General features: G+C 60.7%; 18 protein-coding genes. 11 read left to right on the top strand and 7 right to left on the bottom strand.

Annotation, left to right across the window (positions count from 1 at the left end; all coding sequences use genetic code 11):
- Nucleotides 1-17: 17 nt before the first annotated feature.
- From ACZ5FP_RS20530 to ACZ5FP_RS20515, 4 genes are all read right to left on the bottom strand, one after another.
- Nucleotides 18-2,705, bottom strand: coding sequence for a glycosyltransferase (locus tag ACZ5FP_RS20530; RefSeq protein ID WP_464664327.1), 2,688 nt, complete (start codon nt 2,703-2,705; stop codon nt 18-20).
- A complete protein-coding gene (locus ACZ5FP_RS20525; protein WP_464664326.1) occupies nt 2,695-4,200 on the bottom strand; it encodes a DUF6212 domain-containing protein in 1,506 nt (501 codons plus the stop codon). The genes ACZ5FP_RS20530 and ACZ5FP_RS20525 overlap by 11 nt, the downstream gene beginning before the upstream one ends.
- A 264-nt stretch (nt 4,201-4,464) precedes the next feature.
- Nucleotides 4,465-5,685 (bottom strand): glycosyltransferase family 4 protein, encoded by a 1,221-nt coding sequence (locus ACZ5FP_RS20520; protein WP_223615918.1) that lies wholly within the window; start codon nt 5,683-5,685, stop codon nt 4,465-4,467.
- 41 nt (nt 5,686-5,726) lie between these two features.
- A complete protein-coding gene (locus ACZ5FP_RS20515; RefSeq protein ID WP_223615929.1) occupies nt 5,727-6,296 on the bottom strand; it encodes a MarR family transcriptional regulator in 570 nt (189 codons plus the stop codon).
- Nucleotides 6,297-6,496: 200 nt separating this feature from the next.
- Here ACZ5FP_RS20515 and ACZ5FP_RS20510 point away from each other — a divergent pair, with 200 nt between their 5' ends.
- The 11 genes from ACZ5FP_RS20510 to galE all read left to right on the top strand — a co-directional run bounded on the left by ACZ5FP_RS20510 (nt 6,497) and on the right by galE (nt 21,888).
- Complete coding sequence (locus ACZ5FP_RS20510) at nt 6,497-8,266, top strand: type I secretion system permease/ATPase (RefSeq protein ID WP_223615917.1); 1,770 nt, start codon at nt 6,497-6,499, stop codon at nt 8,264-8,266.
- A complete protein-coding gene (locus tag ACZ5FP_RS20505; protein ID WP_464664323.1) occupies nt 8,263-9,681 on the top strand; it encodes an HlyD family type I secretion periplasmic adaptor subunit in 1,419 nt (472 codons plus the stop codon). Before ACZ5FP_RS20510 ends, ACZ5FP_RS20505 begins: the two co-directional genes overlap by 4 nt.
- Nucleotides 9,682-9,972: 291 nt before the next feature.
- Entirely contained in the window at nt 9,973-10,686 is a 714-nt protein-coding gene (locus tag ACZ5FP_RS20500) for a calcium-binding protein (protein ID WP_464664321.1), read from the top strand.
- A 76-nt stretch (nt 10,687-10,762) separates the two neighbouring features.
- Nucleotides 10,763-13,024: a glycosyltransferase family 2 protein gene (locus tag ACZ5FP_RS20495; RefSeq protein ID WP_464664453.1), complete on the top strand. Its 2,262-nt coding sequence runs from the start codon at nt 10,763-10,765 to the stop codon at nt 13,022-13,024.
- The gene (locus ACZ5FP_RS20490; protein ID WP_464664319.1) at nt 13,021-13,863 is read left to right on the top strand and encodes a class I SAM-dependent methyltransferase; all 843 of its coding nucleotides are present in this window, start codon (nt 13,021-13,023) and stop codon (nt 13,861-13,863) included. The genes ACZ5FP_RS20495 and ACZ5FP_RS20490 overlap by 4 nt, the downstream gene beginning before the upstream one ends.
- The gene (locus ACZ5FP_RS20485) at nt 13,860-15,122 is read left to right on the top strand and encodes a glycosyltransferase family 4 protein (protein WP_464664452.1); all 1,263 of its coding nucleotides are present in this window, start codon (nt 13,860-13,862) and stop codon (nt 15,120-15,122) included. The genes ACZ5FP_RS20490 and ACZ5FP_RS20485 overlap by 4 nt, the downstream gene beginning before the upstream one ends.
- A 21-nt stretch (nt 15,123-15,143) precedes the next feature.
- On the top strand, nt 15,144-15,932 hold the full coding sequence (locus ACZ5FP_RS20480) for a hypothetical protein (RefSeq protein WP_464664317.1): 789 nt from the start codon (nt 15,144-15,146) through the stop codon (nt 15,930-15,932).
- A gap of 11 nt (nt 15,933-15,943) precedes the next feature.
- The gene (locus ACZ5FP_RS20475; protein WP_464664316.1) at nt 15,944-18,187 is read left to right on the top strand and encodes a hypothetical protein; all 2,244 of its coding nucleotides are present in this window, start codon (nt 15,944-15,946) and stop codon (nt 18,185-18,187) included.
- The gene (locus ACZ5FP_RS20470) at nt 18,184-19,512 is read left to right on the top strand and encodes a glycosyltransferase family 4 protein (protein ID WP_464664314.1); all 1,329 of its coding nucleotides are present in this window, start codon (nt 18,184-18,186) and stop codon (nt 19,510-19,512) included. Before ACZ5FP_RS20475 ends, ACZ5FP_RS20470 begins: the two co-directional genes overlap by 4 nt.
- 38 nt (nt 19,513-19,550) lie before the next feature.
- On the top strand, nt 19,551-20,738 hold the full coding sequence (locus tag ACZ5FP_RS20465; protein ID WP_464664312.1) for a polysaccharide pyruvyl transferase family protein: 1,188 nt from the start codon (nt 19,551-19,553) through the stop codon (nt 20,736-20,738).
- Between the two features lie 130 nt (nt 20,739-20,868).
- Nucleotides 20,869-21,888 (top strand): UDP-glucose 4-epimerase GalE, encoded by a 1,020-nt coding sequence (gene galE, locus ACZ5FP_RS20460; protein WP_464664310.1) that lies wholly within the window; start codon nt 20,869-20,871, stop codon nt 21,886-21,888.
- An 18-nt stretch (nt 21,889-21,906) separates the two neighbouring features.
- Here the strand turns inward: galE and pcaF are convergent, their stop codons facing one another.
- From pcaF to ACZ5FP_RS20445, 3 genes are read right to left on the bottom strand one after another with little or no spacing between them, the layout of a single operon-like run.
- Nucleotides 21,907-23,112 (bottom strand): 3-oxoadipyl-CoA thiolase, encoded by a 1,206-nt coding sequence (pcaF, locus tag ACZ5FP_RS20455; protein ID WP_464664308.1) that lies wholly within the window; start codon nt 23,110-23,112, stop codon nt 21,907-21,909.
- Nucleotides 23,112-23,885: a CoA-transferase subunit beta gene (locus ACZ5FP_RS20450; RefSeq protein ID WP_464664306.1), complete on the bottom strand. Its 774-nt coding sequence runs from the start codon at nt 23,883-23,885 to the stop codon at nt 23,112-23,114. Before ACZ5FP_RS20450 ends, pcaF begins: the two co-directional genes overlap by 1 nt.
- An 11-nt stretch (nt 23,886-23,896) precedes the next feature.
- Nucleotides 23,897-24,691, bottom strand: a complete 795-nt coding sequence (locus ACZ5FP_RS20445; protein WP_464664451.1) for a CoA transferase subunit A — start codon at nt 24,689-24,691, stop codon at nt 23,897-23,899.
- Nucleotides 24,692-24,785: the final 94 nt, after the last annotated feature.

Genomic DNA, 24,785 nt, shown 5'->3' with positions numbered 1-24,785 from the left:
AACCTTTCTGGTGATCGTCACGCGACAGCACGGCCGGAAAGCACGGCGGTGGCGTCGAATTCTGGGATGATTTCCGGCGCATCCGCATTCCGTTCGAGAGGAAGGGCCGGTTCGATGGTGTTGCTCCAGTGAATGAAGCTGGCAAAGGATGAGGTCCAGGAACGCTCGGCAGCCGTGGCAAGCGCGCCTTCCGCCGTGCGGGCCAGCGCCGTGCGGTCCTGGGCGAGAATGGTCAGCAGCCGGGCGATATCCGATACGATCTGCGCATCATTGCCATTCTTGATCAGGATGCCGTCCTGGCCGTGGATGATCAGCTCATCGACCGCACCGACGGCAGTCGCCACCGGGACGCAACCAAGCTGCTGCGCTTCAGCAATCATCAGCGGCGCGCCTTCCCAGCGCGACGGCATCAGCAGCACGTCGGCCCAGGCGAGTTGGGCTGCGATGTCCTTGCCGCTGAAAACCGGCGGCGAAACGCGGACACCGGCGTCCTTGAGGCGCGCCATCCATGAAGAACTTGGATCGTCGGAGAGAATCTCGCCGCCAATGGCCTGGGCTTCGAAGGCGATGCCGCGCTCGCGCAGTTTGATGATCGCATCGTGCAAGCGGTCAATGCCCTTCTGGCGGTCCAGCCGACCCATGTAGAGGATGCGCAGCGGTTCGGCCGGCTGCGGCGTCTTGCGGGCACCGGTGACCTGGGCGCGCAGCTTGGCATCGATGGAGAAGCTGGCGGCGTTCGGGACGGCGAAGATTTTCTCGAACGGCACGCCAAAGCTATGCAGGTAGGTTTTCAGCTGCTCGGAACAGGTGAGAAACGCGTCATAGGCATGTTCGAATGCAATGGCGGCATAGGGCTGCCCGGCGCGGCGGCGGAAGACGGTTTCATCCACCACGTGGAGATAGCAGGCGGTGCGCGTGCCTTCCGAGCGGAGTTTGCCCATCAGCGGATGGGCGGCCATCACATGGTTGTTGACGATCAGGTCGAAGCCGGAGAGCTGGCCGCGCAGCGCTTCCCAGTCGAGCGGATGATCTTCGGTGATGAAATCCTGCCCGAGGAAACGGTTGGTGTCACCCCAGGCCGGTATGCCGTCCTTCCAGAAATGGATGTAGTCGAAGGCCTGGTCGAACTCGTCGAGCACGTCCATGCGGCTTGAACCGAGCACGAACAGATGGGTTTCAAACCCCTCCTGTTTCAATTCGCGGCCAGCGGCATAGGCGACCTTCTCGGCGCCGCCGAACGAGGCATTGGGAACCAGCACTGCCGCCGTCTTTTTTCCGGCGGTATTATGGGCGAGCGGCAGCACCGGCGATCCGCCGAGTTCCTTCCTCAGGACCTGATACATGTCCGACAGGGCCGGCAGCCGGCGCGGGCGCCACGTCCAGCGTGTGGATGCCGTCTGCTTGAGCGGGCTGGTTGCAATGGCTGTTACAAGATTGAGCAATGCCTGCTCCGGCCGTGCCAGCGAGCGGCGCTGCCGTGCCTTGGGGAACGGAAAGCGGATTTTCAGGCGCGATGATGTCGGCCACAGCTGCTGGCTGCCGATGGACGAAAACCAGTCGAGCGCATCGTTGTCGATGACGTTCTGGATAAGCTTGGTCGAAACGAAGATCAGGTCGGCCGGGCCCTGATGCGTGCCGGAGGGCATGATCTCGGATTCGATGCGCCGCTCCGAATCCACATTGCCGAACTCGACGAAGACGATGTTGGATTTTTCCGCCAGACGCTCGAGATGGCAGAGGATGTTCGGAAACAGCCGCGAGCGGTTCAACAGCTTCAAGGTCTCGTTGCTGCATGCGGCGACAAAGGGCGGGAAATGGAAATTGTCGGGTTCGCCGACGCTGCCCCAATAGGCGCGGATCGCGTCGTCAAAGCCGATCTCACCCGGTGTACGGGTGGGGTCGGTGAAGGTGCTAAGCGTCCCCTCGCCTGTCCGGATCAGCGCGTAGCGGGGACATTCCTCGTGTTCGAAACCGACCAGGGTCGGCCGGCGGAACAGGGCCTTGTGCCGTTTGCGCAGGAAGTTGATCGATGACGACCGGTCGCGGTTGGCTTCCTTGAAGCGGCTTTCCGCACGCAGACGGTATTCGAAGCCGGTGTCATGGCACGGCTGCCCGGTAAAGCCGGCCTCGATCGCCGACAACCAGAATTCCCAGTCCTCGAAGCCATTCTGGCGGTCGTCATCGAAGCGCACGCCGCTGTTGAAGACGTCGATCGAAATCATCGATCCCGTGTCGCAGATATTGTCCGTGATGCAGTGGATCAGCCGCGAATAGCTGTCGCCGTAATGGGCGCGCCAGTTCACCGAGAATGTATCGATATTCGTGTAAATCCACCCTGCCTTGCCGGAGGAAAGACGGCGGTAAAGTGTATCCACAGTATAGGGTTGAACGCGATTGTCGGCATCCAGAAAATATACTGCCTTTGCTTCGGGTAATTCTTCCAGAATGTATTCAATCGCCCGATTGCGCGCGCCGCCCGGCCCGGCATTCGCGCCGAAGATCACGTGTATGGACGGATGGGCTGCCGCATAGAGCGCCAACTGATCGAACACTTCATGGCGCGGGTCGCCGTCGACGGAGACAACGATGGCGACGCGGAATTTCGTTATCGATGCCAGTGCCGATTCAAGCGCTTCGGGAACGAGGGCCGCATGGCCGTAAAGCGGCATGGCGATGGCGATCAGGTCCTGCGATTTATCGGGCATTGGCCATCTCCTGGGCCGGGCGCGCCTCGATATGCTTGACAAGCCTGAAGTTGAACACCTTGAGCCAGGAGAAATCGACCGAACCGGTGGTCGCCTTGCTGAGAATGACAAGATCCATGGCGCGGGTGGTCGCCGCGTCCAGCATGAAATTGATGTCCACCGGCTGTGCCGCGGTGATGTCGGTCCAGCCGCTGAACAGCGCAGTCGGCCGCATTTCCGTGGCGCGGCCCAATGCAGCGATCTCGCCCTTGATATCCGCCGACAGGTTTGTCAGCAGGAAGCCGACCGCGCCGGGTTGGCCCTCGGGATGATCGATGATCGCGCGTGCCGAGATGCGAACTGTTCCCGGCGATATGACGCGGCGGATCGCACCGGCCGTTATGCCCTCGTTCAGGGGATGGCAGACAATGGCGTCCTCGTGTTCCAGAAAGCGCACCGTTGGGAAATCGGGCGTGACGGTATTGACGGAAACATTGGCGACGCTGCGCAGCATTTCCACCGGCAGCCGGTAATCTTCGACGCGCCGCCCGGCGATCAGCGATGTCGGCACGAAGACGTTGCTGAGGGAGGTCGGGCGCACCCCCGGCAGACCGGTGAAGACGCGGAAAGCCAATGGGCGCATGTCGAGATCGGCATGCGGTATGCGTGCCCTGGCCGCATAGCGTTCATTGGTGATGGCGTTGCCGAGGGAAAGCTCCGGCGGCACGCCGCCGGTTGCCGAGACCCGCAGCCGCAGCGTGCGATGGCCGCCGTCGCAGGCCTTGGGCAGGGAGAAGAAATTCCAGTCCGCAGCCACGCTGGCATAGGGAACCAGCCATTCCGCGATGCCTTCGCCATTCTCAACGTAATCGAGCGTGACAATCAGCTGTCCGGACCGACCCGTGGGCAGGCCGCGAAAATGCAGGGCAAAGCCGGAGACCGCATAGCTCGATACCGGGAAAAGCTGTTCGATTTCCGATTCCCGCAGAAGGTTGGCAAAGCCTTCATCCTTCGGGTCAATGCAAGGCGTGTGGCCGAAAATCTCGGTGACGGAATCCCAGTTCCTGGCGTGGAAGGCATTTTCGATGGCGCGGTAGTTCTCGAAGAGCGTCTCCCGTTCGCGCCGCAGCATGACAAGCTCGCCGTGTACCTTGGTCACGTGGCTGGTGAGGCGGTCCAGCCCGCATTCAAGCACCTGCGCAACAAGCGCGGCCTGTGTGGCAACCGTCGATGCATCCAGCCGGACAATCGGCACTTCGGGAACGGTCCTGAACCGGTAGATGCGCTTCAATGCGTTCTGCAGCTCCGCCGCGCCGGTATCCGAAACGGCCACGCCGATCAGCGGAAAGGCATTCAGCAGCCGGAGCTGATCCGCGTCCGGTTCCACGAAGACGATGAAATCGGCCAGGGGCGAAGCTTCGAGCAGCGCCTGATCATGGCTGGAAGCGATGGCGTAGCGGCTTCGGCGAGGTTGTCGATGAACGGCTGCGGGCAGTGATGTGTTCAAAATAGACATCCCGTATCTTTGGCAGTGTAGTTGGTCGATTGTGCAGATGCGAACTGCGTCTCCCGTTAAGAGAAAATATCAACCGAGTAATGTCAACAGAATATCTTCGCGGTCTATAGTAAAATGTAATACAGATATAAGTTGTAATTGTTTCAAAAATCGAAATATTTTATTTATACTTTCAATCGCGCGGCAAAACCCCAGCGTTTCCTGCAGGTTCTGCGGGTGCGCGCTCACGGCGTGGGTGGTATTGGAGGGTGAAGACGGCGCCGCTCAGGCAGCTCGCAAGACCGCGTCGATCAGAGATTTTTGCCGCACAAGACAATCGGTCAGCCGGAAACGGTGCTCGATCGTGCGGCGTGCTGCCGCACGCAGCGGCATGAAATCGTTCGGCCCGGCAAGCACGCGCAAAATGGTGTCGGCGAGCGCGTCCGTATCATAGAAGGGAACGAGCAGGCCATTCTGGCCCGACCGGATGATTTCCTGAACGGGCCTGGTATCCGAACCGATCACCAGTGCGCCGCATGCCATGGCCTCGATAACGGACCAGGACAGAACGAAGGGGTAGGTCAGGTAGATATGCGCCGTCGATATCTGATAGAGCTGGCGCAGGAGATCGTGCGAAATCGCGCCCGGAAACAGGATCCTGTCGGGCGGCAAATCATACTTGGAAAGCAGTGCGTCTTTCCACGAGCCGCCTCCGGGCGGCGGCGTGCCATAGCTCACCCCGTCGCCGCCGACAAAGACGAACAGGGCGTCGGCATTTTTCCGGATGACCTTTGCCGCCGCTTCGAGTGCCTGCGGGAAGCCGCGATAGGGCTCGAGGTCGCGGGCAACAAAGGTGATTACAGGCGGATCGCCCGCCCTGAGAATGCGGCCATCGGGCAATTTCAGCGCTGCGTGCGCATCGGGGCGGAAAATCCGGGTATCGACGCCTTCGTGGCAGACGGCAATGCGTTTCTGCGCGGCGGCCGGATACAGGCTCTTCTGCCAGAAGGTCGGGCTGATGCCGCCGTTCATTGCCTCAAGGGAAATCAGCTGCGCAATGTTGCGCAGCCTTAATCTTTTGCGGGTTTCGGCATCCGGATTGTCATCCGGCGCAAATCCGACATCGGCGCCTTCGGCCCGATAGAAGAATTCGCAATAGCCGAGGGCCGGAACTTGCGGCAGGACATCCTTGACGAACATCATGCTGCCCCAGCCGATATGACCGATGACAATGTCGGGGCGTTCGCCCTGGCGCGTCATGGAATCGAGTGTTTCGGCAACGCGGTGCCCGATCCGCACGTGGTGATCGGGAATGCCGAGATACCTGGCCATCTGGCTGTCCGCCCGAGGGCCAGGTTCCATTCTGTGTCTGATCACGCGGACCGATGGGAGGCGCCGGTCCACTGTTTCACAGATAAGGCTGACATCATGCCCGCTTGCCGCAAGATGTTCGGCCAGGGCAGCAAATTGACCCAGGCCGCGCCTGTGAACGAAAGCCACATGCATGTCAGTCCTTTCCAGACATCAGAACACGAATTGACAAGGGCTCAGATGCCGTAACGTGCGGCATTGCCCCAAACCAGTTCGAGCCTGTGCAATGTCTGGAATGCGATTTCCAGATTGCGAAGATCGTCATCATCCCGGGCGAGTACGCGGTTGTAAGCTCCGCCTGCATTGCGCAGATTGGCGCAAAGCTGTTCGCCCTTGTCGGTCAAGCGGATCCTTGCGGACCGCTTGTCGCGCTGGGAGGCAACCCTGTCGATGTATCCCCCATCGGCGAGCTGCTTCAGATAGTAGGAGATATTGGAGCCGATATAGTGACCCCGGTCCAAGAGCTCCCCAACAGAAAGTTCGACGTCGCCAATCGCCAGGAGAACCATCGCCTGGGCTGGGCCAACGTCTTCGATCCCCAACTTCGTCAGTTCAGTCCTCAGCAGACTGGCGAACCGACGATTTACTCTCTCAATCATTCTGGCCAGCTCGAAGTGTGTCACCACAACGGTGTGAACTGGATGTCTATGTCCCTGTTTTTCCGCTGTAATTTCAGGAAAATCGGCGGCATCGTAACCGTCAATAGATGTTTCGACTTCCACTCCTTCGTGTAGAAGTTTTTGTATCATCTTTGTCTCCATCATCAATTTTACTTCAAAATTTGAAGTAAGTTACAAGTATATTCCAAGGTCTCCTTTGCTTTTTTCCCCACCATATGAACTTTTTTCTGTCACATTCTGCACGGTATTACTTTACTAGTCTAAAGCTATAGACCAAGTTCAATCGGGCTAACGGGCAGCTGTGTCATTTCCAAGGCAGATTACACATGAGTGATACTCGTCAAAACAATGCAAATGGCAAGAGCAATGTTGGAAAAAATGCGACGACGCATACGGTTCCGGCACCTCGGACCCTCATTCTGCGCGCACGCCGGGTGTTCTTGTCGGGCCTCCTTTATGCCGTTCTGCTGAGTGCCTGCATCAACCTTCTGCAGCTCACCGTACCGCTGTATATGCTGCAGGTGCATGACAGGGTTTTGAACAGCCGGAGCACGGACACGCTGGTCATGCTGAGCATCCTGGCGGCGGGCGCCCTGATCGTTTTCGGTATTCTCGAATTCATCCGGGCCATGTCGTTCCAGGCCATGGGCAGCGCGCTTGTGCGCCGGCTCAATCTGCCGATTCTGACCGCTGCCGTTCAGGCGTCGGTCGATCAGGGGCTGCCCAAAGCCACGCAGGCGCTGCGTGATCTGACGGAGCTGCGGACATTCCTCACCTCGTCAGCGGTCAGCGCGCCGCTTGACGCGGCCTGGTCCCCCATCTTCCTGACCGTGCTTTTTCTTCTCCACCCGGTTTTCGGCATTATCGGCGTTGTCTCGGTCATCGTGCTCGTCGCCTGCGGTGTCATCACGGACATTTTGACGCGAAGCCTGGTGAAGGATGCGAATCAGGCGAACATCGAAGCCGTCTCGAAAATCGGCAGCACGTTGCGCCATGCGGAAGTCATCGAGGCCATGGGCATGCTGCCCGCATTGGCGCGGCGCTGGCGTACGGCGCAGATGAGCGCTCTGGATTTGATGGATGCAGGCGGCGCGCGCAGCCGGGCCATGGGGACCATCGCCCGCACCTTGCGGTTCATGATCCAGATTGGCGCCCTGGGCGCCGGTACGCTGCTCGCCATGCAGCAGGAAATCACGGCCGGTGCGATGATTGCCACGACGATCATCGTCGGCCGCCTTCTCGCGCCGTTCGACCATGTGGTGGAGACGTGGCGCCAATGGGTGAACGCCATCGGAAACTGGCAGCGGATCCAGGCCCTGCTCGCGCAAAACCTAGCCGTCCGCCAGACCATGCCGACGCCGCGGCCCCATGGCGATCTGATCATCGACAAGCTTGTCTATGCGGCGCCCGGCGTCGAAATGCCGATCATCAAGGGCATTTCGTTTTCCCTTTCGCCGGGCGAGGTGCTTGGCATTGTCGGCCCGTCCGCGGCGGGTAAATCGACGCTGGCCCGGTTGATGATCGGTATCGTCAAGCCAACCTCGGGCGGTGTCTTTCTCGACGGCAACAATGTGTATCTGTGGGAGCGCAGCTCGTTCGGTGAAATCGCCGGCTATCTGCCCCAGTCGGTGGCGCTGCTCGACGGTACCATCAAGGACAACATCGCCCGGATGGGTGAAAGCGACCCGCATCGCGTTCTGGAGGCCGCACGCCTTGCCGATGTGCATGAGATGGTCGGCCGCCTGCCGCTGGGCTACGACACGCCGGTCGGCGACGGGCGCCTGACGCTGTCCGGCGGCCAGCGCCAGCGGATCGGTCTTGCGCGCTGCCTCTACAACCGCCCCCGCCTGATCGTGCTGGACGAGCCGAATGCCAATCTCGACGCCGTCGGTGAAAGGGCTCTGATGCGCGCCATCGAACAGGCGCGCGATGACGGCGCCATCGTCGTCATGATCGCGCATCGCCCGACCATCATGCAGGTGGCGGACAAGCTGCTCGTGCTGGAAAACGGCCGAATCACCCAGTTTGGCCCGCGCACCGACGTCGTGGCCTCCATCACACCCACGGGTCCCAAAATGGGAGCGACAGGATCATGACCGGCAAATCGATTGTTCCCAAACGTTTCACCCAATTGCTGGCGCCGCGCGCCGAGTCGGGCGGGAAGCAGGCCTTGACCAAATTTGGAATCGTGCGCCCGGAATGGGTCATCGATCTTGAGAATGAGGACGCGAAGTCGCCGTTGCGCCGGCTCATCATTGCCGGAATCATGACGATCGTCATCGCGTTCGGCGGGTTCTTCGGCTGGGCCTATTCGGCCGAGCTTGGCAGCGCCGCCGTTGCCCTGGGAACGGTCATCGTCGATTCGAAACGCAAGACGATCAGCCATCTGGAGGGGGGCATCCTCGACCGCCTGCTTGTGCAGGAGGGCGACGAGGTCAAGGTCGGACAGCCGCTGATCCGGCTGGACGATACGAAATCCCGGGCGGAACTGCAGTCGCTGCAGTCCCGTCGCACGGGGCTGATCGCCAAACTTGCACGGTTGCGTGCGGAACAGGCGGGTGCAGCGGAGATCACCTTCCCCGAGCATTTCGGCGGGCCTGACAACGTGGCTGCCGAGAACGCCGTCAAGGCGGAACGCATTTTCTTCCAGAAACGCTCGGCCCAGAAAATGAGCCGCACGGACGTGCAGAAGAAAACCATCGAGCAATATACCGAACAGGCAAAATCATCCGCGGCGCAGGTCGCCGCGACGGACAGGCAGATCGAGCTGATCACCGAGCAGCGCAATGCCATTGCCGGGCTGGTCGCCAAGGGCTTTGCCCAGAAATCCAAGCTGACCGAGATCGATACCAAGCTGAGCGAACTGGCGGGCAATCGCGGCCAATATGCCGGCGACAAGGCAAGGGCGGAGCAGGCGAAGGCCGGTGCAGAGTTTGGCTTGATCGGTATTGAAAGCGACCTGCAATCCGAAATTGCCGGCGAGATCACCACCAACCAGACCGATCTTGCGGATACGGAAGAGCGGATCGTCGCAGCCAAGGACGTCATGCGCCGGGTGGAAATCAGATCGCCGCAGGCGGGCGTCGTTGCCAATATTCGCCTGCGCACGCCAGGCGGCGTCGTGGCAGCCGGCGAAGCGCTGATGGACATCGTGCCTGAAAACGAACCTCTGGTGGTTGAAATGAAAATCAGTCCGCGTGACGTGGACAGCGTTTCGATGGGATCGCAGGCGCAGATTCGCCTGACGGCCTACAATCAGCGCTCACTGACGCCGCTGGATGGCAAGATCAGCTATATCGCGGCTGACCAGATATTGGATGAAAAGACCGACACCGCCTATTTCGTTGCCCGCGCTGAAATCATGCCAAAGTCGCTGGCGGCCAATCCGTCAGTCAAACTTTATCCCGGAATGCCCGCCGAGGTCATCATCGTGCATAAGGCGCGCAAGGCGATCGACTATATCATTTCGCCAATTTCCGACAGCTTGAATCGAGCATTCAGAGAGGATTAATTGGAATAAAATCCCTTAAACAAAGTGGTTTTGGTAATATTTCAAATTTTGAAGTAAAATACAATCAAACAACGTCAATTGATGAAGTATTGTATAGGTAAATATAAATTATAGTTCTTTTTCAAAATGTTGAGTAATACGCATTCGTAATAATTTGTTACTCGCGAATGCCGCATTTATACTCTTAGTCTAGGTTGCATTTCGATTTGGTGCAGCGCACAATCGTCAAAGCATCGATGGCTGGAACATTTCCAGCTGGTCGAAACTCAAAGCAGACAGAAGGAGAAGCAGATGGCCACTTTAGAAGGCGGCGCCTACGACGACGTTTTGTTTGGCTCGCGTTTTGACGATTTCATTCACGCCCATGGTGGTGATGATCTCGTCTTTGGCGGAAACGGAAACGATATAATCTTCGGCGATGAGGGCAATGACATCCTTTTCGGTGGACACGGTAACGACACCCTGTTCGGCGGTACGGGCAATGACATTCTTTTCGGCGATCAAGGCAATGACATCCTGTACGGCGGTGAAGGCGATGACATCCTTCACGGCGGCACAGGCAATGACATCCTGAGCGGCGGCGACGGAAACGATATTCTGTTCGGCGACGCTGGCAATGACATCCTGCAGGGCGGAAATGGCAATGACATTCTGTTCGGCGGTGCTGGCAACGACGTTCTTCAGGGCGGTGCCGGTAATGACTATCTCGACGGCGGTGCTGGCAACGACATCCTCTCGGGTGGTGCCGGCAACGATATCTTCCACTTCGGCGGTGGCGGCGGCAACGACGTCATCCTGGACTTTACCCCAGGTGAAGACATCCTTCAGATTTCCAAGGATATCAACGGTCTCCAGATCCATTCTCCCGAGGATCTGGCCGACCGTGTTACGCAGGTTGGCAATAATGTTGTGGTCGATCTCGGCCATGGCGACAGCGTCACCCTCGTAAACACCAGCTATGACGATGTGCAGGCACATCCCGACCAGTATTTCGTCGTACATTGATTTTTGCAAAAATTGGCGTGCCCAGCTTTCCGGCCGGGCACGTTTTTCTTTCCGCTGTGGATGAAAGGGCAACGTGTTGAACCTCGACCATTCGACGGATATTGCAGGCGATACGGAGAATATTTCCATCTCGCGCCTGTGCGGTGATGTCGCTGTCGTGATCTGGGATATTCCCGGCGCGGTGCGGGCCTCGACAAAATGCACGCTTGAAGCGCCGGAACAGCTGGTTCCCCTTGTCAGCCTCAACATTCCGCTCGAAACCGGCGGCCAGCGCATCCTTTGGGTCATGCGCACCAAGGACGAACCCGTCAGTTTGACCCTGTCTGCCGGATCGCTCGGGCCAACGGCGCAGACCATTCTGTATCCCGCCGATGAACTGGTATCCTTTGACGTCAACAGCGCTGTCGCCAATCTGTCCGCTGCCGGCCATATCAAGCTGCTCAACAATATTTTGAGCACATGGCGCAGCACGTTCCGGCTTTCGCAAAACCAGATCTTTGCCAGCGTGGCGCGTGAAATCATGCTGGCGCTGGCACCCGAGCCGCGCCCGGCGCGCCTGTGCGGCCAACCCGTCGACGGTCAATATCTGCTGGAAACGGCGATTGATCCGGTCCTGGGCGAAATCACCACGATCTATGCAATCAGCCCAAGCGCGGTGACGATCCTGCCGTCGCGGCTTGTCATGGGAACCCAGTCGAAACGCGGCGGGCAGCCGTGTCACCTTCTGGTTGAATCCGTCCGTCCGCTGCCGCAGTCCTTGCATCTGGTGTTTTCCGGCCGGAACGGCGTTGCCGTGCGCAAGCTCTCCGAGGGGGACAGCCAGCCCGCCGATTTTGAAAAGTGGTGGGCGAAGCGTCATGGGGACATGGATCTGCGCGAGTTTCTCATCCGGGAAATGGCGCAGGCGACCGGGCCGGGGCTCGCCACGGCCATCGACATGCAGACGCGCGCGCCATTGACGGTGCGCCAGATCGCAAAGTCCGCAACGCATCCCGCCGCCGAAATCGATCTTGCCCTCGCGCTTCAGGGCGGGCTGCTGGTGGGCGGCTGGAGCCACGATCCCGCGGCCATGCTGGCGGGCATCGAATATCTTTCCGGCAACAGCGGGGCTTTGCCGCTGCAGCCCAATTTCTACAAGTTTCCCGGCAAGACGGGGGAACGGGAAGACGGGTTCGGCGCGGATGTGACCGGTTTTGTCGCCTGGCTTCCCCAGAGCAAGAACCTTGGGCCGCTGCTGCAGCCGCGTTTCCAGATGCGATTGGCTTCCGGCGCGACGGCCGCGCTGGTGCCGCCGCTGCAGCCATTCGAAGCGTCGGCCCAGCGCAACCGCATTCTGCGGGCGGTGCCGCCGCAGCACGCGCGCGATCAGGTCTTCGAGAATATTCTCGCCCCCGCCCTGCAGGAGGTCGAACACAAGCTCGGCAAGACGGTGAAGGTGGCTGACACCAAGGAATACGGCGTTCTGCCGGATGCGCCTGCCGTGTCGATCGTCATTCCGCTCTATCGCAACCTGGATTTCCTGCGCTTCCAGTTTTCGGCGATGGCCACCGATCCTTGGCTCGTTGCCAATGCGGAGCTGATCTTCGTGCTCGACTCCCCCGAAATCCAGGATGATACGGAGCACATGCTGGGCGGACTGCATATCCTGCACGGCCTGCCCTTCCGGCTGGTGACGATGAACCGCAACAGCGGCTATGCCCGTGCCTGCAATGCCGGGGCGGGTTTCGCCAACGGGACGATGCTGGTCATGCTGAATTCCGATGTGGTGCCCTGTGCCAATGGCTGGCTCCAGGCCCTGACGCAGCCGCTGCTCGACCAGAAGAAACTGGGCGCCATCGGACCGCGCCTGTTGTTCGAGGATGGTTCGCTGCAGCACGCCGGGCTTTATTTCGCCCGCGACCAGAAAGGCATCTGGCTCAACCATCATTTCTACAAGGGCATGCCGGGCGCCTATGCGCCGGCGCGGGTTTCCCGCACCGTGCCGGGAGTGACCGGGGCCTGCCTGGTGACGCGCAAGGACATTTACGATCTCGTCGGCGGTTTCACCGAGGACTATATCATCGGCGACTACGAGGACAGCGACCTGTGCCTGAAAATTCGCCAGATCGGCTTCCACATCGCCTACGCGCCTGATGTGTCCCTCTACCATTTCGAGCGGCGGTCCATCCGCCGCAGTGCCGACTACATGCGGGGGTTGGCAAGCCAGTACAATTCATGGCTGCACACCCAGCGCTGGAACGATGACATTACAGAATTGATGACGACGTACCGGGACGAAGCGGCGGAAGACACGGTTGCGCCCTTCATCGCGGCAAAGTCTGAAAGGAGCGCTGCTTGACCGACGTTGTTGCACTCAAGAAAACCCAGGCCGAGCCGATAAACCCCGTGAACGAAGAGTATGTCGACTGGCTGATGGAAGCCGTCATGCGCAACCGGTTCCTGCCCTGTCCAGATCCGGACAGCGTGTTTGTCGGCGACGGCGATTTCCAGGCGGTTGGCTCGGAGTTTCTCGGCCATTTCATCCGCAAGGGCGGATTGCGACCGGACAGCCGCGTGCTTGATATCGGCAGCGGCATCGGCCGCATGGCGGTGCCGCTCACGCAATATATCGATCCGGCCAAGGGCAGCTATTGCGGCATCGATCCGGTGTCCGGCGGCATCAACTGGTGCCAGCAGAAGATCACCCCGGTCTATCCGAATTTCGAATTCCGCTACATGGATATCGCCCACTCCCTGTACAATCCGAAGGGAGCGATCGACGGCCTCATGCTCCGTTTGCCCTTCGAGGACAAGCAGTTCGATTTCGTCATCATGACCTCGGTCGTCACGCATCTTCCCGATGAGGAAGTCAGCGTCTACCTGCAGGAAGTGGCGCGGGTGCTTGCGCCCGGCGGGCGCCTGTTCATGACGGCGTTTGTCGTCGACAAGACGGCTGCCGACAATCCGCTGGGCAAGCGCGACAGGCGCCTGGGTTTCCAGCGTTATGACGAGGGGCCGTGCTGGTTCGTGCCGGAACTGCCGCCCCTTGCCGCCGTCGGCTTCGACGACGGGTTTCTGGATCGCGCCCTGACGCGGGCCGGGTTGCAGGTTTTCAGCAAGTCGCTCGGGCACTGGCGCGGTGTTCCCGCCGACCATTATCAGGACCTCTTCATTGCCGGTCCCGGAGGCGACAGATAATGGCCCGTGTTCTCGTTGCGGCCCACAATCATCCGTCCCTGCATCCCGGCGGCACGGAAATCTTCGCGCACGATCTTTTCCGGGCCTATCAGCGGGCGGGATGTGAAGCGCTGTTTCTCGGTGCGACCAATCACATTCACCGGGAAGCCAGACCCGGCACGAGCTTTCAGAGCATCGGCGACAAGGGCGATGAAATCCTGCTGTGGTCCGGCCATTTCGACCGGTTCTTCATGAGTCAGGTCGACCTTTACGGCATTGTTCCCGACATTGTCGAACTGCTGCGGGATTTCAGGCCGGATGTCGTCCACCTGCATCACCTGTTGCTGCTGGGCGCGGAATTCCCGCATATCGTGCGCCAGACATTGCCGGAATGCCGGATTGTCCTGACGCTGCACGATTATTACCCCATCTGCCATCACGATGGCCTGATGGTGCGGACAAGCGGCAAAGAACTCTGCTACGGCGCCAGCCCGGACCGCTGCCACAGCTGTTTCAAGGACATCGCACTCGACAAGTTCGTCCTGCGCGAGCGTCATCTCAAATCGCTTCTGAGCGTGGTCGATGCCTTCGTCTCCCCCAGTGAATTTCTCAAGCAGCGCTATGTGGACTGGGGAATTGCCGAGGAACTGATCAACGTGATCCCCAACGGGCAACCCGCGCGGGCGCTTGTGGCAAAGCCGGCTGCGCCGGCCCGCAGCAAGCCTGTCTTCGGCTATTTCGGCAATCTCAACCCGTGGAAGGGTACGACCGTCCTTCTGGAGGCAGCCAAGCAGCTCATCGCGGAAGGCTTTGATTTCGAGCTGCGTGTCCATGGTGCGGCGCCGTTCCAGAGTGAAATCTTTGTCGCCGATATCGACAGGCTCTTTGCCGAAACCGCGCCCTTTGTGCAGAGGCGCGGCGCCTATCGGCGCGAGGATATCGGCAATCTCATTGCGGCGGTCGATTGCGCGATCATGCCGTCAATCTGGTGGGAGAATGCGCCGCTGGTGATTCAGGAGGCGCAGGGCCAGGATTGCCCTGTCATCACCAGCAATATTGGCGGTATGGCCGAAATGATCGAGAACGGCGTCAATGGCCTGACCGTCCCCCCGAACGATCCGCTGGCACTGGCAGCTGCCATGCGGCGCATCGCCGAAGATGCCGATCTGCGCGCGCATCTTTCCCTTGGGGCACGCCACCCCGATACCATCGACACAACAGCCGGACGGTATCTTGATCTGATCGAGACGCTGCGGCCCGAACGTGTCGAGGCTGCCTGATCAATCAGAAAGGACTCTCCCATGTCCATAGTGACCAAAGTACCGACGCAGGCCTCTGTGAAGCCGACCGCCATCCCCGAACAGGATAACGCACGACCCGCCAAGCCCGAGCCGGTGCGCGGCGAACCCCTGAAGGGCCGCGTGGATGCCGTCGATGCTGGCCGGCTGTATGGCTGGGCTTTCGATCCGCAGGCGCCGGGCGCACGGTTGATCATTCGCGTCCTGCTGGACGGCAAGCCGATTGCCGAGGCGGTGGCCGACAAGGAACGTCCTGACCTGAAGCGCAACGGCGTTGGCGATGGTATTCATGCCTTTGACGTGATGCTGCCGCAGTTTGCATCGGCGCGCGCCGGTGAACTGGTCGTTATCGCCATCAGCGGCGCAGGCGTCGAGCAGGCCCTGCGCGTGCCGAAGCCGGATGAGCAGGCGGCTGAAGCGCTGATCGCCGCACCGATGACCCGCATTCTCGACAAGCTCGACATGCTCATGGCCGCCCAGCGGCAGCTGCAGGTCAGCCAGCGTTCGCTGCAGCGGCCCGCCGCCACCATCGACGGCACAGGCGGGGCAACGCCGGGCGATCTTGGCGAGGTCAGCGGCGCGATCGAAGGGCTGCGCGGCGACCTCAATCAGCGCATGACGGAACTCGACGTGCATCTGATGCGGATGGACGGTGTCGTGGCAGGGCTGGAGAAGCGCCTGGAGCTTCTGCACAAGCGTGCCGGCGGCGATGCCAGACCGCTGTTTCTGCTGTTGTTTGTTCTGGTGGGGTTTGCCGCGGGCGCGCTCATGACCGTCGGGGTTCTCCGTTGAGGGTGGCATAGATGACTCGCGACGACAAAAAACTTCTGCCTGTCCCGTCGAGCGCCAAGGCGCCGGAGCGCAATTCCATTGTCATGGAAGGAGAAATGGTTGTCGGCTGCCCGGTCGAGGATACGCTGGTGCTCATCATGGGCATCGGCGGCAATACGCCCGAACAGCTCACGGTCTTTCTCAACGGCGATCCCGCCATGAGTGTCAAAGCGACCTTCATCAACTGGCCGCTGAAGGCACCGTCGCCGGCCGGCACGCACGGATTTGTCGCAATCGTGCCGACGAACGTGCTGCGCCGCGCACAGCTGAAGACCATCATGTTCCAGCACAAGGCAAAGGTATCCCGCTATTCGTTTGCCGCCCGTGCCGCCGCTATCGGCGATCTCGCGGCCATGATCGCCGATCTTGCCGGACCGAATTTGCCGGGTGCGATCGACGGGCTTGTTGAAGGGCTGATTTCCGGCCCCATCAGCCGCAAGAAACTGTCGGCCATCACAATTCTGCTGCAGGCCGGCGCCCGCTCCGATGGCGTTATCGAGCTGATCGGCGGCAGCGACGAGGGTGAGATTTTCGTGCAGGGCTGGGCACAGGACCTGACGCCCTCCGTCACGCGGCTGTTGATCAGCGGCCGCACACCATCTCTCGCCGAATGCGCCATCGGCGTTTTCGCGCGCCCCGATGTGAGCGAGCAGGCGTCCGGTTTTGCCGGGCTGCTGCTGGCGAACGAACCCATATCGCCCAATGATATCGAGCGCCTGTTGTTTCGTGGCCGCCGCGGCTGGCGGTTTATCGAGGTTTATGATCGCCGTCTGCTCGCCGGGTCGCGCGAAACCCCCAATCACGTGCGCGCCATTCTGCCGAACATGCGCAGTTCGACGGAGATTCTGCTCCGCCTTCGCTCTGCTGCCAACCGTTTCGACGGCACGGAAACGATATCCAGCCTGCCCTTTCCGGTGCGCATGGGCATCGACAATGTGTTTCGTGTCGAAGGCAGCGGCCTGCTTGTCTCCGGCTGGCTGCTCGACCCCGACAATCACGTCCAGGGCGTGAAGTTGCGCCGCCACCGCGGCGAAATCCAGCTGGACGGCAACTGGACCCGGGTGGACCGGGCGGACGTGACGCGGGAGTTCGACAACCAGCCGCCGTTCAATGCCGGACTGGACCCCAACCGCCATGCGCACGGTTTCGTCGCCTTTGCCCCGGAGCTTACCGGCGACAGCACGGCTCCCTTCTATATCGAGCTGGAACTCAGCGATTCCCGGCGGGCCTTCATGCCCTTGACGCCAACCCGGATCACATCGCGCGACGCGGTCGTTCGCCAGATTCGCGCCATCGATCCGAATGCCTGGGCGCTGCGCCACATCGTTGACCAGCAGCTTGTTCCGCTGCTGCGCGGCGTCAGCCGGCCCGCGCCCGAGGTCTTCGGGGTTGTCGATCTGGGCGCGTTTGAAAAAGCTGCCGGACCCGCGCTGATCATCGGTGTCGATGAGCGCGTCGAGGAAATCGGTCCGCTTCTCGCCCTGCTGGCGCTTGATCCGGAGACGCGCGAGGCGCCGATTGTCGTTGCGGCTGCCACGGATATTATCGACCGCATCGGCGTGCAACTGCGCAGGCTGGCGGATTTCTACGGGCTGCGCGTCCGCCTTGTCTCCGCCAGCGGATCCGAAGATCTGTATGATGCGCTGGAAGTCGGCGCGCGGGCGGTGTCCACCGAAAGCGTGGTCTTTCTTGCCGCCTCACTCCTGCCGCGCAGCACGGGATGGTTCCGGAAACTGCTTGCGGCCTATGATGCCCGCAAGGAATGCGTGCTGTCTCCTACCCTCGCCTATGAGGATGATTCCATTCGCTGGGCCGGAACATGGGTGGCGGGTGCGCAATCCGACCGCGCCCTGATCAGCCGCTATGCCGGCTATCCCATCGATGCCGTGGCGGGGATGGGAACAACGGAAGTGGCAACGGCGACATTCGAGTGCTGTGTCCTGCCGCGAAAGGCCTTGTTCTCCGTCAATGGTTTTACCCGCGGATATCTTGGCACGCACGAAAAGGGTCTCGACCTTGGCCTCAAGCTCAAGCAGGCCGGTCTGAAATCCTATTGGCTGCCGTCGGCGCAGATGCTCGGGTCCGACGACATATCCGTGTCTGACAAGGCCTCGACCATTGCTCTGATCGAACGCATCGACCGGCAGGTTTTCGACGCGCGCTGGGCCAATAATCTTTCCAACAAGCGCAGTGTGTCTGCGGAGGAAACAGCATGACCGAACGGCTTCGGGTTCTGGTGATTTCCCATGCCCATCCCAGCATTTCCCTGGGAGGCGGCGAAATTGCCTCCTACAATCTGCACAAGGGGCTCAACAGCCTGCCCGGTGTACAGTCCGTGTACCTGGCGCGGGCCGGACATCCCATTCCGCGGCATGGCACCACGGCGCTGATGAGCATGCGGCGCAGCAGCGATGAAATCCTGTTCCATGCCGACGAATATGATCACTTCTATCTGTCGAACAAGAACACCGATGAAATCCGCCGCGATCTCCTGCGTTTTGTCCGCGATCTCAATCCGCAGGTCGTGCACTTCCACCATGTGCTCGGCCTCGGGCTGGAAACGCTCTATGCCATCCGCGAGGCGCTGCCCGATGCGGTCATTCTGCTGACCTTTCACGAATATCTGTCGATCTGCAACAATGACGGGCAGATGGTGAAGGCAAGCTCGGCGAAGCTGTGCAACGAAGCCTCGCCCATCGATTGCCACGCCTGCTTTCCCGACGTTCCCCCTGCCCGCTTTCTCAAGCGGGAACGCTTCATCCGCGGCATGCTCGAGCTTGCCGATGCCTTTGTTTCACCCAGTGAATTTCTGGCCGGCAGGTACAAGGAGTGGGGACTTGATCCCGCCAAGCTGAGGGTGATCGAGAATGGCATCGCCATTGACAGCGTGACACCGCCGCGCGAGCTGGCGGGCCCAAGGCCGCGGCGCAACCGCTTCGCCTATTTCGGGCAGATAACGCCGTTCAAGGGCATCGATGTCCTGATCGATGCGGTGTCGCGTGTGCCCGAGGAAACATGGGGGGAGGATTCGCGCCTGATGATTTTTGGCGGCAATCTGGAGAAGCAGCCGCGCGACTTTCAGGATCGCATGCGAAAACTGATCGAGGAAGCCGGGTCGCGCGTGCGCTTTTACGGCGCCTACCAGAATGCGGAGATGCCGCGTCTCATGCAGCCCGTCGATTGGGTGGTGATGCCGTCGATCTGGTGGGAGAACTCGCCGATTGTGATCCAGGAGGCCCTGCACCATCGCCGCCCGGTGATCTGTTCCAATATCGGCGGCATGGCCGAAAAAGTCCGGGACGGGCTGGATGGTCTGCACTTCCGTGTGCGCAGCGCCGAAGACCTGGCCGACCGTTTCACCGAAGTGCTCAGCGACACCTCGATCTGGGACCATTTGCATCAGACCATCCGGAAACCCGTGAACTATATCGACTGTGCTCAGGAACACCTTGCTCTCTATGGTGAATTGCTTAAATCTAGCCGGCAGCAGCCACTCACGATCGCTGCAAGAACTGACGTTGTTCTTTCCCAAGCAAGCTGAGGTTATCCAGCTTTCATCGCCAAAAGAAGGAATACCTCATGGCACGCGTCCTCGTAATGATCCCCGCCGGAGAAGTTTACGATCATGACAATGTCCGCTGGTACCAGCACAGCGACATTCAGCGCAGCATCGACCACTACCACAATATCGGTGATGCCTTCGTCTTTGAATCATCCCTGAAGCTCATGAACTACGAGAAGGTGGCAGAACTTCCCATTGCCGGGCCGCCGATGGAGAAGATCGACCAGCTGCGCGAGGAGTATGACTATGTCATCCTGCGCGGGTCCAACTACATCAACAGGGAGATGAACTGGCGCGACACCATCCCGGTTCTCAAGCGCCTGGGGCTGCCCGTCATCGCCTTCGGTGTCGGCGCGCAGGCGCCGGTCAAGGGGCAGCTGGAACTGTCGGAGGAGTCCAAGGCGGTTTGGCGCCTCATTGCGGACTCGACCACCTCCGTCGGCGTTCGCGGCGCTTATTCCGCCCAGGTTCTCAACGATATCGGCATCAAGAATGTCCGCGTCATCGGTTGCCCCACGGCGTTCCGGCGCAACAACCAGCATCTGCGCATCAAATTGCCCGAGCTCGACACCGTGGAAAAGGTGGGTGTGACGGTCCGGCGCGAAGTCTCGCCAACCTATGCGCAGGATATCCAGCGCTATCTGACCCTGCACCGCGACCTTATCAAGGCGATGGCGAACCGCTTCGACATCACCCTGATGGCGCAGGGCGAAGTGGAAGAAAAGAAGATGGTCTTCGGCACCGACGAGCAGAAGGAAGACGCCATCGCCGCGCTGAAGGCGAACCGTTGGGTCTCGGACTGGTATTTCGACGATGCAATGGAAAAGCTCTACCGCGAGCGCATGTATTATTCCGACGTGGTTGCGGACTATGAAACGCTTGTTCGCGCGCATCAGCTGGTTCTCGGCTACCGCCTGCACGGCAATCTCATGGCGCTGGCCAACGGCGTGCCGTCGATCTATTTCACCTATGACAGCCGCACGGCCGAATTCGCCGAAACCTACAAGATCCCGAGTTATGACGTCTTTGGCGGCAAGCCGTTCAGGCTGGAGGATTATTGGGATCAATCGCTCTTCGATAAATACAATCGCGCCTGGTTCGAGACCTATGGCGAGATGAATGTCTTCCTGACCGAAAACGGCGTCGATCACAAGATGACCGAGACGGGCAGGCGCGCATCGGACTCCGCCCGCCGAGTCGCTTAGACAGCAAACAATCAGAATTTCCCGGGAGGAAAGCAATCCGTAGGAAAGGAAGTGTAAGACAGGCTATCGACATGGCACACGCCGCTCCACCCTATCAATCTCTCAAACAAAGTTGCAGGAGTTCCTCCCCATGACTGTTCTTGTTACTGGTGGCGCCGGCTATATCGGCAGCCACATGGTGCTTGCCCTCAAGGATGCCGGCCGGCCGGTCGTGGTCCTTGACGATCTGAGTTGCGGTTTCGCCTGGCTGGTGCCGGATGACGTGCCGTTCGTGCAGGGTGATATCGGCGATCAGGCGCTGGTGCGCGATCTGATCCGCCGGCACAATGTGACGGCGATCCTGCATTTCGCCGGTTCGATCGTCGTTCCCGATTCCGTGCGCGATCCGCTTTCTTATTACCGCAACAATACCGTGCAATCGCGTTCCCTGATGGAAGCGGCCATTGCCGAAGGTATCAGGCATTTCATTTTCTCGTCGACCGCCGCAATTTATGGGGAACCGGAGCGAACGCCGATCAGCGAAGATATGCCGCATCAGCCAATCTCGCCCTACGGTACGTCAAAGCTGATGACCGAGTGGATGCTGCGCGATGCGGCCGTGGCCCATCCGGAATTCAACTATGTGGCGCTGCGCTATTTCAACGTCGCGGGTGCCGACCCGCAATTGCGCTCGGGGCAGTCGTTCCCGCGCGCCACGCACCTCATCAAGATCGCCAGCCAGGCGGCGACGGGCGAGCGTTCACATATCGAGGTGTATGGAACGGACTATCCGACAGCCGACGGCACCTGCATCCGCGACTATATTCATGTCAGCGACCTGGCGCAGGCGCATCTGTGCGCCCTCAACTATCTGGAGGCCGGAGGAGCCAGCACCGCCGCCAATTGCGGCTACGGCTACGGCTATTCCGTTCTTGACATCATCGACGCGGTCAAGCGCGTGTCGGGCGTCGATTTCGAGGTCCGGACCGCCCCGAGGCGTGCGGGCGATCCGGCAGTGCTGGTCGCAGGGAACGAACGTGTGCGCACCGTATTCGGTTTTGAGCCGAAACGCGCCGACCTCGATCTGATCGTCGGCGACGCCCTGGCCTGGGAGCGGCAGCTCGCCATCAGGAAGGCGCTCGAACAGTCGGAAGCGCGCATCGCCGTGTAGTCCCGGCAACTCGCCTGATCAGACCCGTTCCAGGGCAACCGCGATGCCCTGGCCGACACCGATGCACATGGTGGCAAGCGCATAGCGGGCATGCCTGACGCTGAGTTCCAGTGCCGCGGTGCCGGTGATGCGTGCGCCGGACATGCCCAGCGGATGGCCGAGGGCAATCGCCCCGCCATTGGCATTGACGTGGTCGACATCGTCCGCAAGCCCGAGTGCGCGCAGGGTGGCAAGGCCCTGCGAGGCGAAGGCTTCGTTGAGCTCGATCACGCCGAAATCCTGCGGTGTCAGACCAAGCCGCGCGCAGAGTTTCTCAGTGGCGGCGACAGGGCCGATCCCCATGATGCGCGGTGGAACACCGGCGGTCGCACCGCCGATGATGCGGGCGATGGGGGTCAGGCCGTATTTCCGCGCTGCCGCTTCCGATGCGATGATCAGCGCCGCTGCACCGTCGTTGACACCCGAAGCATTGCCCGCCGTCACCGATCCGCCCTTCCTGAAGGGCGTCGGCAGTTTGGCCAGCTGCTCCAGTGTCGTCTGCGGGCGCGGATGCTCGTCGCGGTCGACGATCACCGGGTCACCCTTGCGCTGGGGAATGATGACGGGCGTGATTTCCCGGGCAAGCCGGCCATTGTCCATGGCTGTCCCTGCCCTTTGCTGGGAGCGTACGGCAAAAGCATCCTGATCGGCGCGCGAGACATGAAACTCCTCGGCGACATTCTCGCCGGTCTCCGGCATGGAATCGATGCCGTATTGCTGCTGCATCAGCGGGTTGACGAAGCGCCAGCCGATGGTGGTGTCGTGAATTTCCGCGTGGCGCGAATACGCGCCTTCGGCTTTCGGTAGAACGAAGGGCGCGCGCGACATGGATTCGACGCCGCCGGCGATGGCAATCTCGATTTCCCCGGCCTTGATGGCGCGGGCCGCCGTGATCACCGCATCCATCCCCGAACCGCACAGGCGGTTCATCGTCGTGCCCGGCACCGTCACCGGCAGGCCTGCCAGAAGCAGGGACATGCGCGCGACGTTGCGGTTGTCCTCGCCCGCCTGATTGGCGCAACCATAGATGACTTCACCGATGGCTTCCCAGTCGACGGAGGGATTGCGCTCTATCAGCGCTTTCAGTGGAATGGCGCCCAGATCGTCGGTGCGGACGGAAGCTAAGGCGCCGCCGAAGCGGCCGATGGGCGTGCGGATATAGTCGCAGATATAGGCTTCAGACATCAGGCGGCCTCGTGAGCGCGTTTCGTGCGCGCATTGATATCGCGCAGCACGGAAAGTTCGGTTGCAGTGGGGACTGGCGTTTCCACGATCTCCTTAGCAAACCGGACAGGCCAGCCGCAATTCTCTTCGATCTGTCCGCGTGTCACACCCCTGTGGATCGAAACGATGGTCAATTCCTTGGTGACCGGATCAGGCTCGAAAATGCACAGGTCGGTGATGACCCGGGTCGGCCCTCTGGTTTTCATGCCGAGGCGTGCGCGATGATCGCCGCCCTCGCCATGCCCCATCGAGGTGATGAAATCGAGATGATCGACAAAGCCGCGATTGGTTAGCGCCATGGTGATGAAAATCTGGCCGCAATTGCTGGCTATTTCCGGTGCGCCGCCGCCGCCGGGCAGCCGCACTTTCGGTGCATCATAAGGGCCGACCACCGTCGTGTTGAGATTGGCAAAGCGGTCGATCTGCGCGCCACCGAGAAATCCGGTGGTGATGCGCCCGCCCTGCAGCCAGTAGCGGAACATTTCCGGCACCGAAACGGTGAACAAGGCGGTGTCGCAGAGTTCGCCGTCGCCGATGGAAAGCGGGAGCACATCCGGCTTGGTGCCGATGGTGCCGCTTTCGTAGATCAGCGTGATGTCAGGCGCATGGGTCAGCCGCGCCACATTGCAGGCGGCGGAGGGTGCGCCGATCCCGACAAAGCAGACATCATCATTGCTCAGCGCGCGGGCAGCCGCGATGGTCATCATTTCCGTGGGGGTGAAATCCTGGGTCATGGTCTTGCTCCTCACGCTGCATTCGCCGCACGCCGGACGGCGTGGCGGACAAAATCTTCCGGCTTGCCGGCAAGGACATTCTCCCTGATCCACGCGGTAAAGCTGTCGCGGTCGCGGGCGATCTTGTCCCAGGCGATGTAGAAGGCATTGGAGCGCTGGTAGTAACCATGCGCATAGGAGGGGTAGGCGCCGCCCGGCACATGCACGACGGCATTGATGGCCCATCGGGGCAGGACGACTGCATTGGGCGATGGCGGGTTCAACTCGTCGACGATTTCCTCCACCGTCACGATGGAACGGCTGGCCGCCAGCACCGCCTCCTTCTGCACGCCGGAGATGCCCTCGATCAGCACATTGCCCTGCCGGTCGGCACGCTGGGCGTGGATGATCGACACGTCTGGACGGATGGAGGGAACGGCGGCCAGCACCTCACCGGTGAAGGGACAGGTGACCGACCGGATGTTCGGATTGACCTTGGCAAGGTCGGCGCCGATATAGCCGCGCAGCACGGCGAACGGCAGATTGGCCGCACCCGCCTCATAGGCATTGGCCATGGCCGCGTGCGAATGTTCCTCGATCTCAAGCGGCCGTGGCCACTGGTTCTCCACCGCATCGCGGAAGCGGTGCAGCGAGCCCACGCCGGGATTGCCGCCCCAGGAGAACTTCATGCCGCGTGCCGCGCCGACACCGATCAGCTGGTCGTAGATGAGGTCGGGCGTCATGCGCACAAGGAAGAGCTCCTTGCGGCCCTGCCGGATGATTTCGTGTCCGGCGGCATAGGGAATGAGGTGGGTAAACCCTTCCATGGCGAGTGTATCGCCATCCCTGACATTGTCCCCGATGGCTTCGGCAAGCGTGCAGATTTTTGCCACGTCTCTCTCCCTGTCGCTGTTCCCGAAG

The sequence above is a fragment of the Phyllobacterium sp. T2-21 genome (assembly GCF_055378485.1).
This window is presented reverse-complemented; position numbering and strand designations above follow the sequence as displayed.

What these genes read in the sequence shown, in the direction of transcription:
- ACZ5FP_RS20505 (WP_464664323.1), top strand. Translation starts at nt 8,263, where the DNA reads ATGACCGGCAAATCGATTGTTCCCAAACGTTTCACCCAATTGCTGGCG.
- ACZ5FP_RS20525 (WP_464664326.1), bottom strand. Translation starts at nt 4,200, where the DNA reads ATGTCTATTTTGAACACATCACTGCCCGCAGCCGTTCATCGACAACCT.
- ACZ5FP_RS20465 (WP_464664312.1), top strand. Translation starts at nt 19,551, where the DNA reads ATGGCACGCGTCCTCGTAATGATCCCCGCCGGAGAAGTTTACGATCAT.
- ACZ5FP_RS20500 (WP_464664321.1), top strand. Translation starts at nt 9,973, where the DNA reads ATGGCCACTTTAGAAGGCGGCGCCTACGACGACGTTTTGTTTGGCTCG.
- pcaF (WP_464664308.1), bottom strand. Translation starts at nt 23,112, where the DNA reads ATGTCTGAAGCCTATATCTGCGACTATATCCGCACGCCCATCGGCCGC.
- ACZ5FP_RS20445 (WP_464664451.1), bottom strand. Translation starts at nt 24,691, where the DNA reads ATGGAAGGGTTTACCCACCTCATTCCCTATGCCGCCGGACACGAAATC.
- ACZ5FP_RS20510 (WP_223615917.1), top strand. Translation starts at nt 6,497, where the DNA reads ATGAGTGATACTCGTCAAAACAATGCAAATGGCAAGAGCAATGTTGGA.
- ACZ5FP_RS20530 (WP_464664327.1), bottom strand. Translation starts at nt 2,705, where the DNA reads ATGCCCGATAAATCGCAGGACCTGATCGCCATCGCCATGCCGCTTTAC.
- ACZ5FP_RS20475 (WP_464664316.1), top strand. Translation starts at nt 15,944, where the DNA reads ATGACTCGCGACGACAAAAAACTTCTGCCTGTCCCGTCGAGCGCCAAG.
- ACZ5FP_RS20450 (WP_464664306.1), bottom strand. Translation starts at nt 23,885, where the DNA reads ATGACCCAGGATTTCACCCCCACGGAAATGATGACCATCGCGGCTGCC.
- galE (WP_464664310.1), top strand. Translation starts at nt 20,869, where the DNA reads ATGACTGTTCTTGTTACTGGTGGCGCCGGCTATATCGGCAGCCACATG.
- ACZ5FP_RS20520 (WP_223615918.1), bottom strand. Translation starts at nt 5,685, where the DNA reads ATGCATGTGGCTTTCGTTCACAGGCGCGGCCTGGGTCAATTTGCTGCC.
- ACZ5FP_RS20470 (WP_464664314.1), top strand. Translation starts at nt 18,184, where the DNA reads ATGACCGAACGGCTTCGGGTTCTGGTGATTTCCCATGCCCATCCCAGC.
- ACZ5FP_RS20480 (WP_464664317.1), top strand. Translation starts at nt 15,144, where the DNA reads ATGTCCATAGTGACCAAAGTACCGACGCAGGCCTCTGTGAAGCCGACC.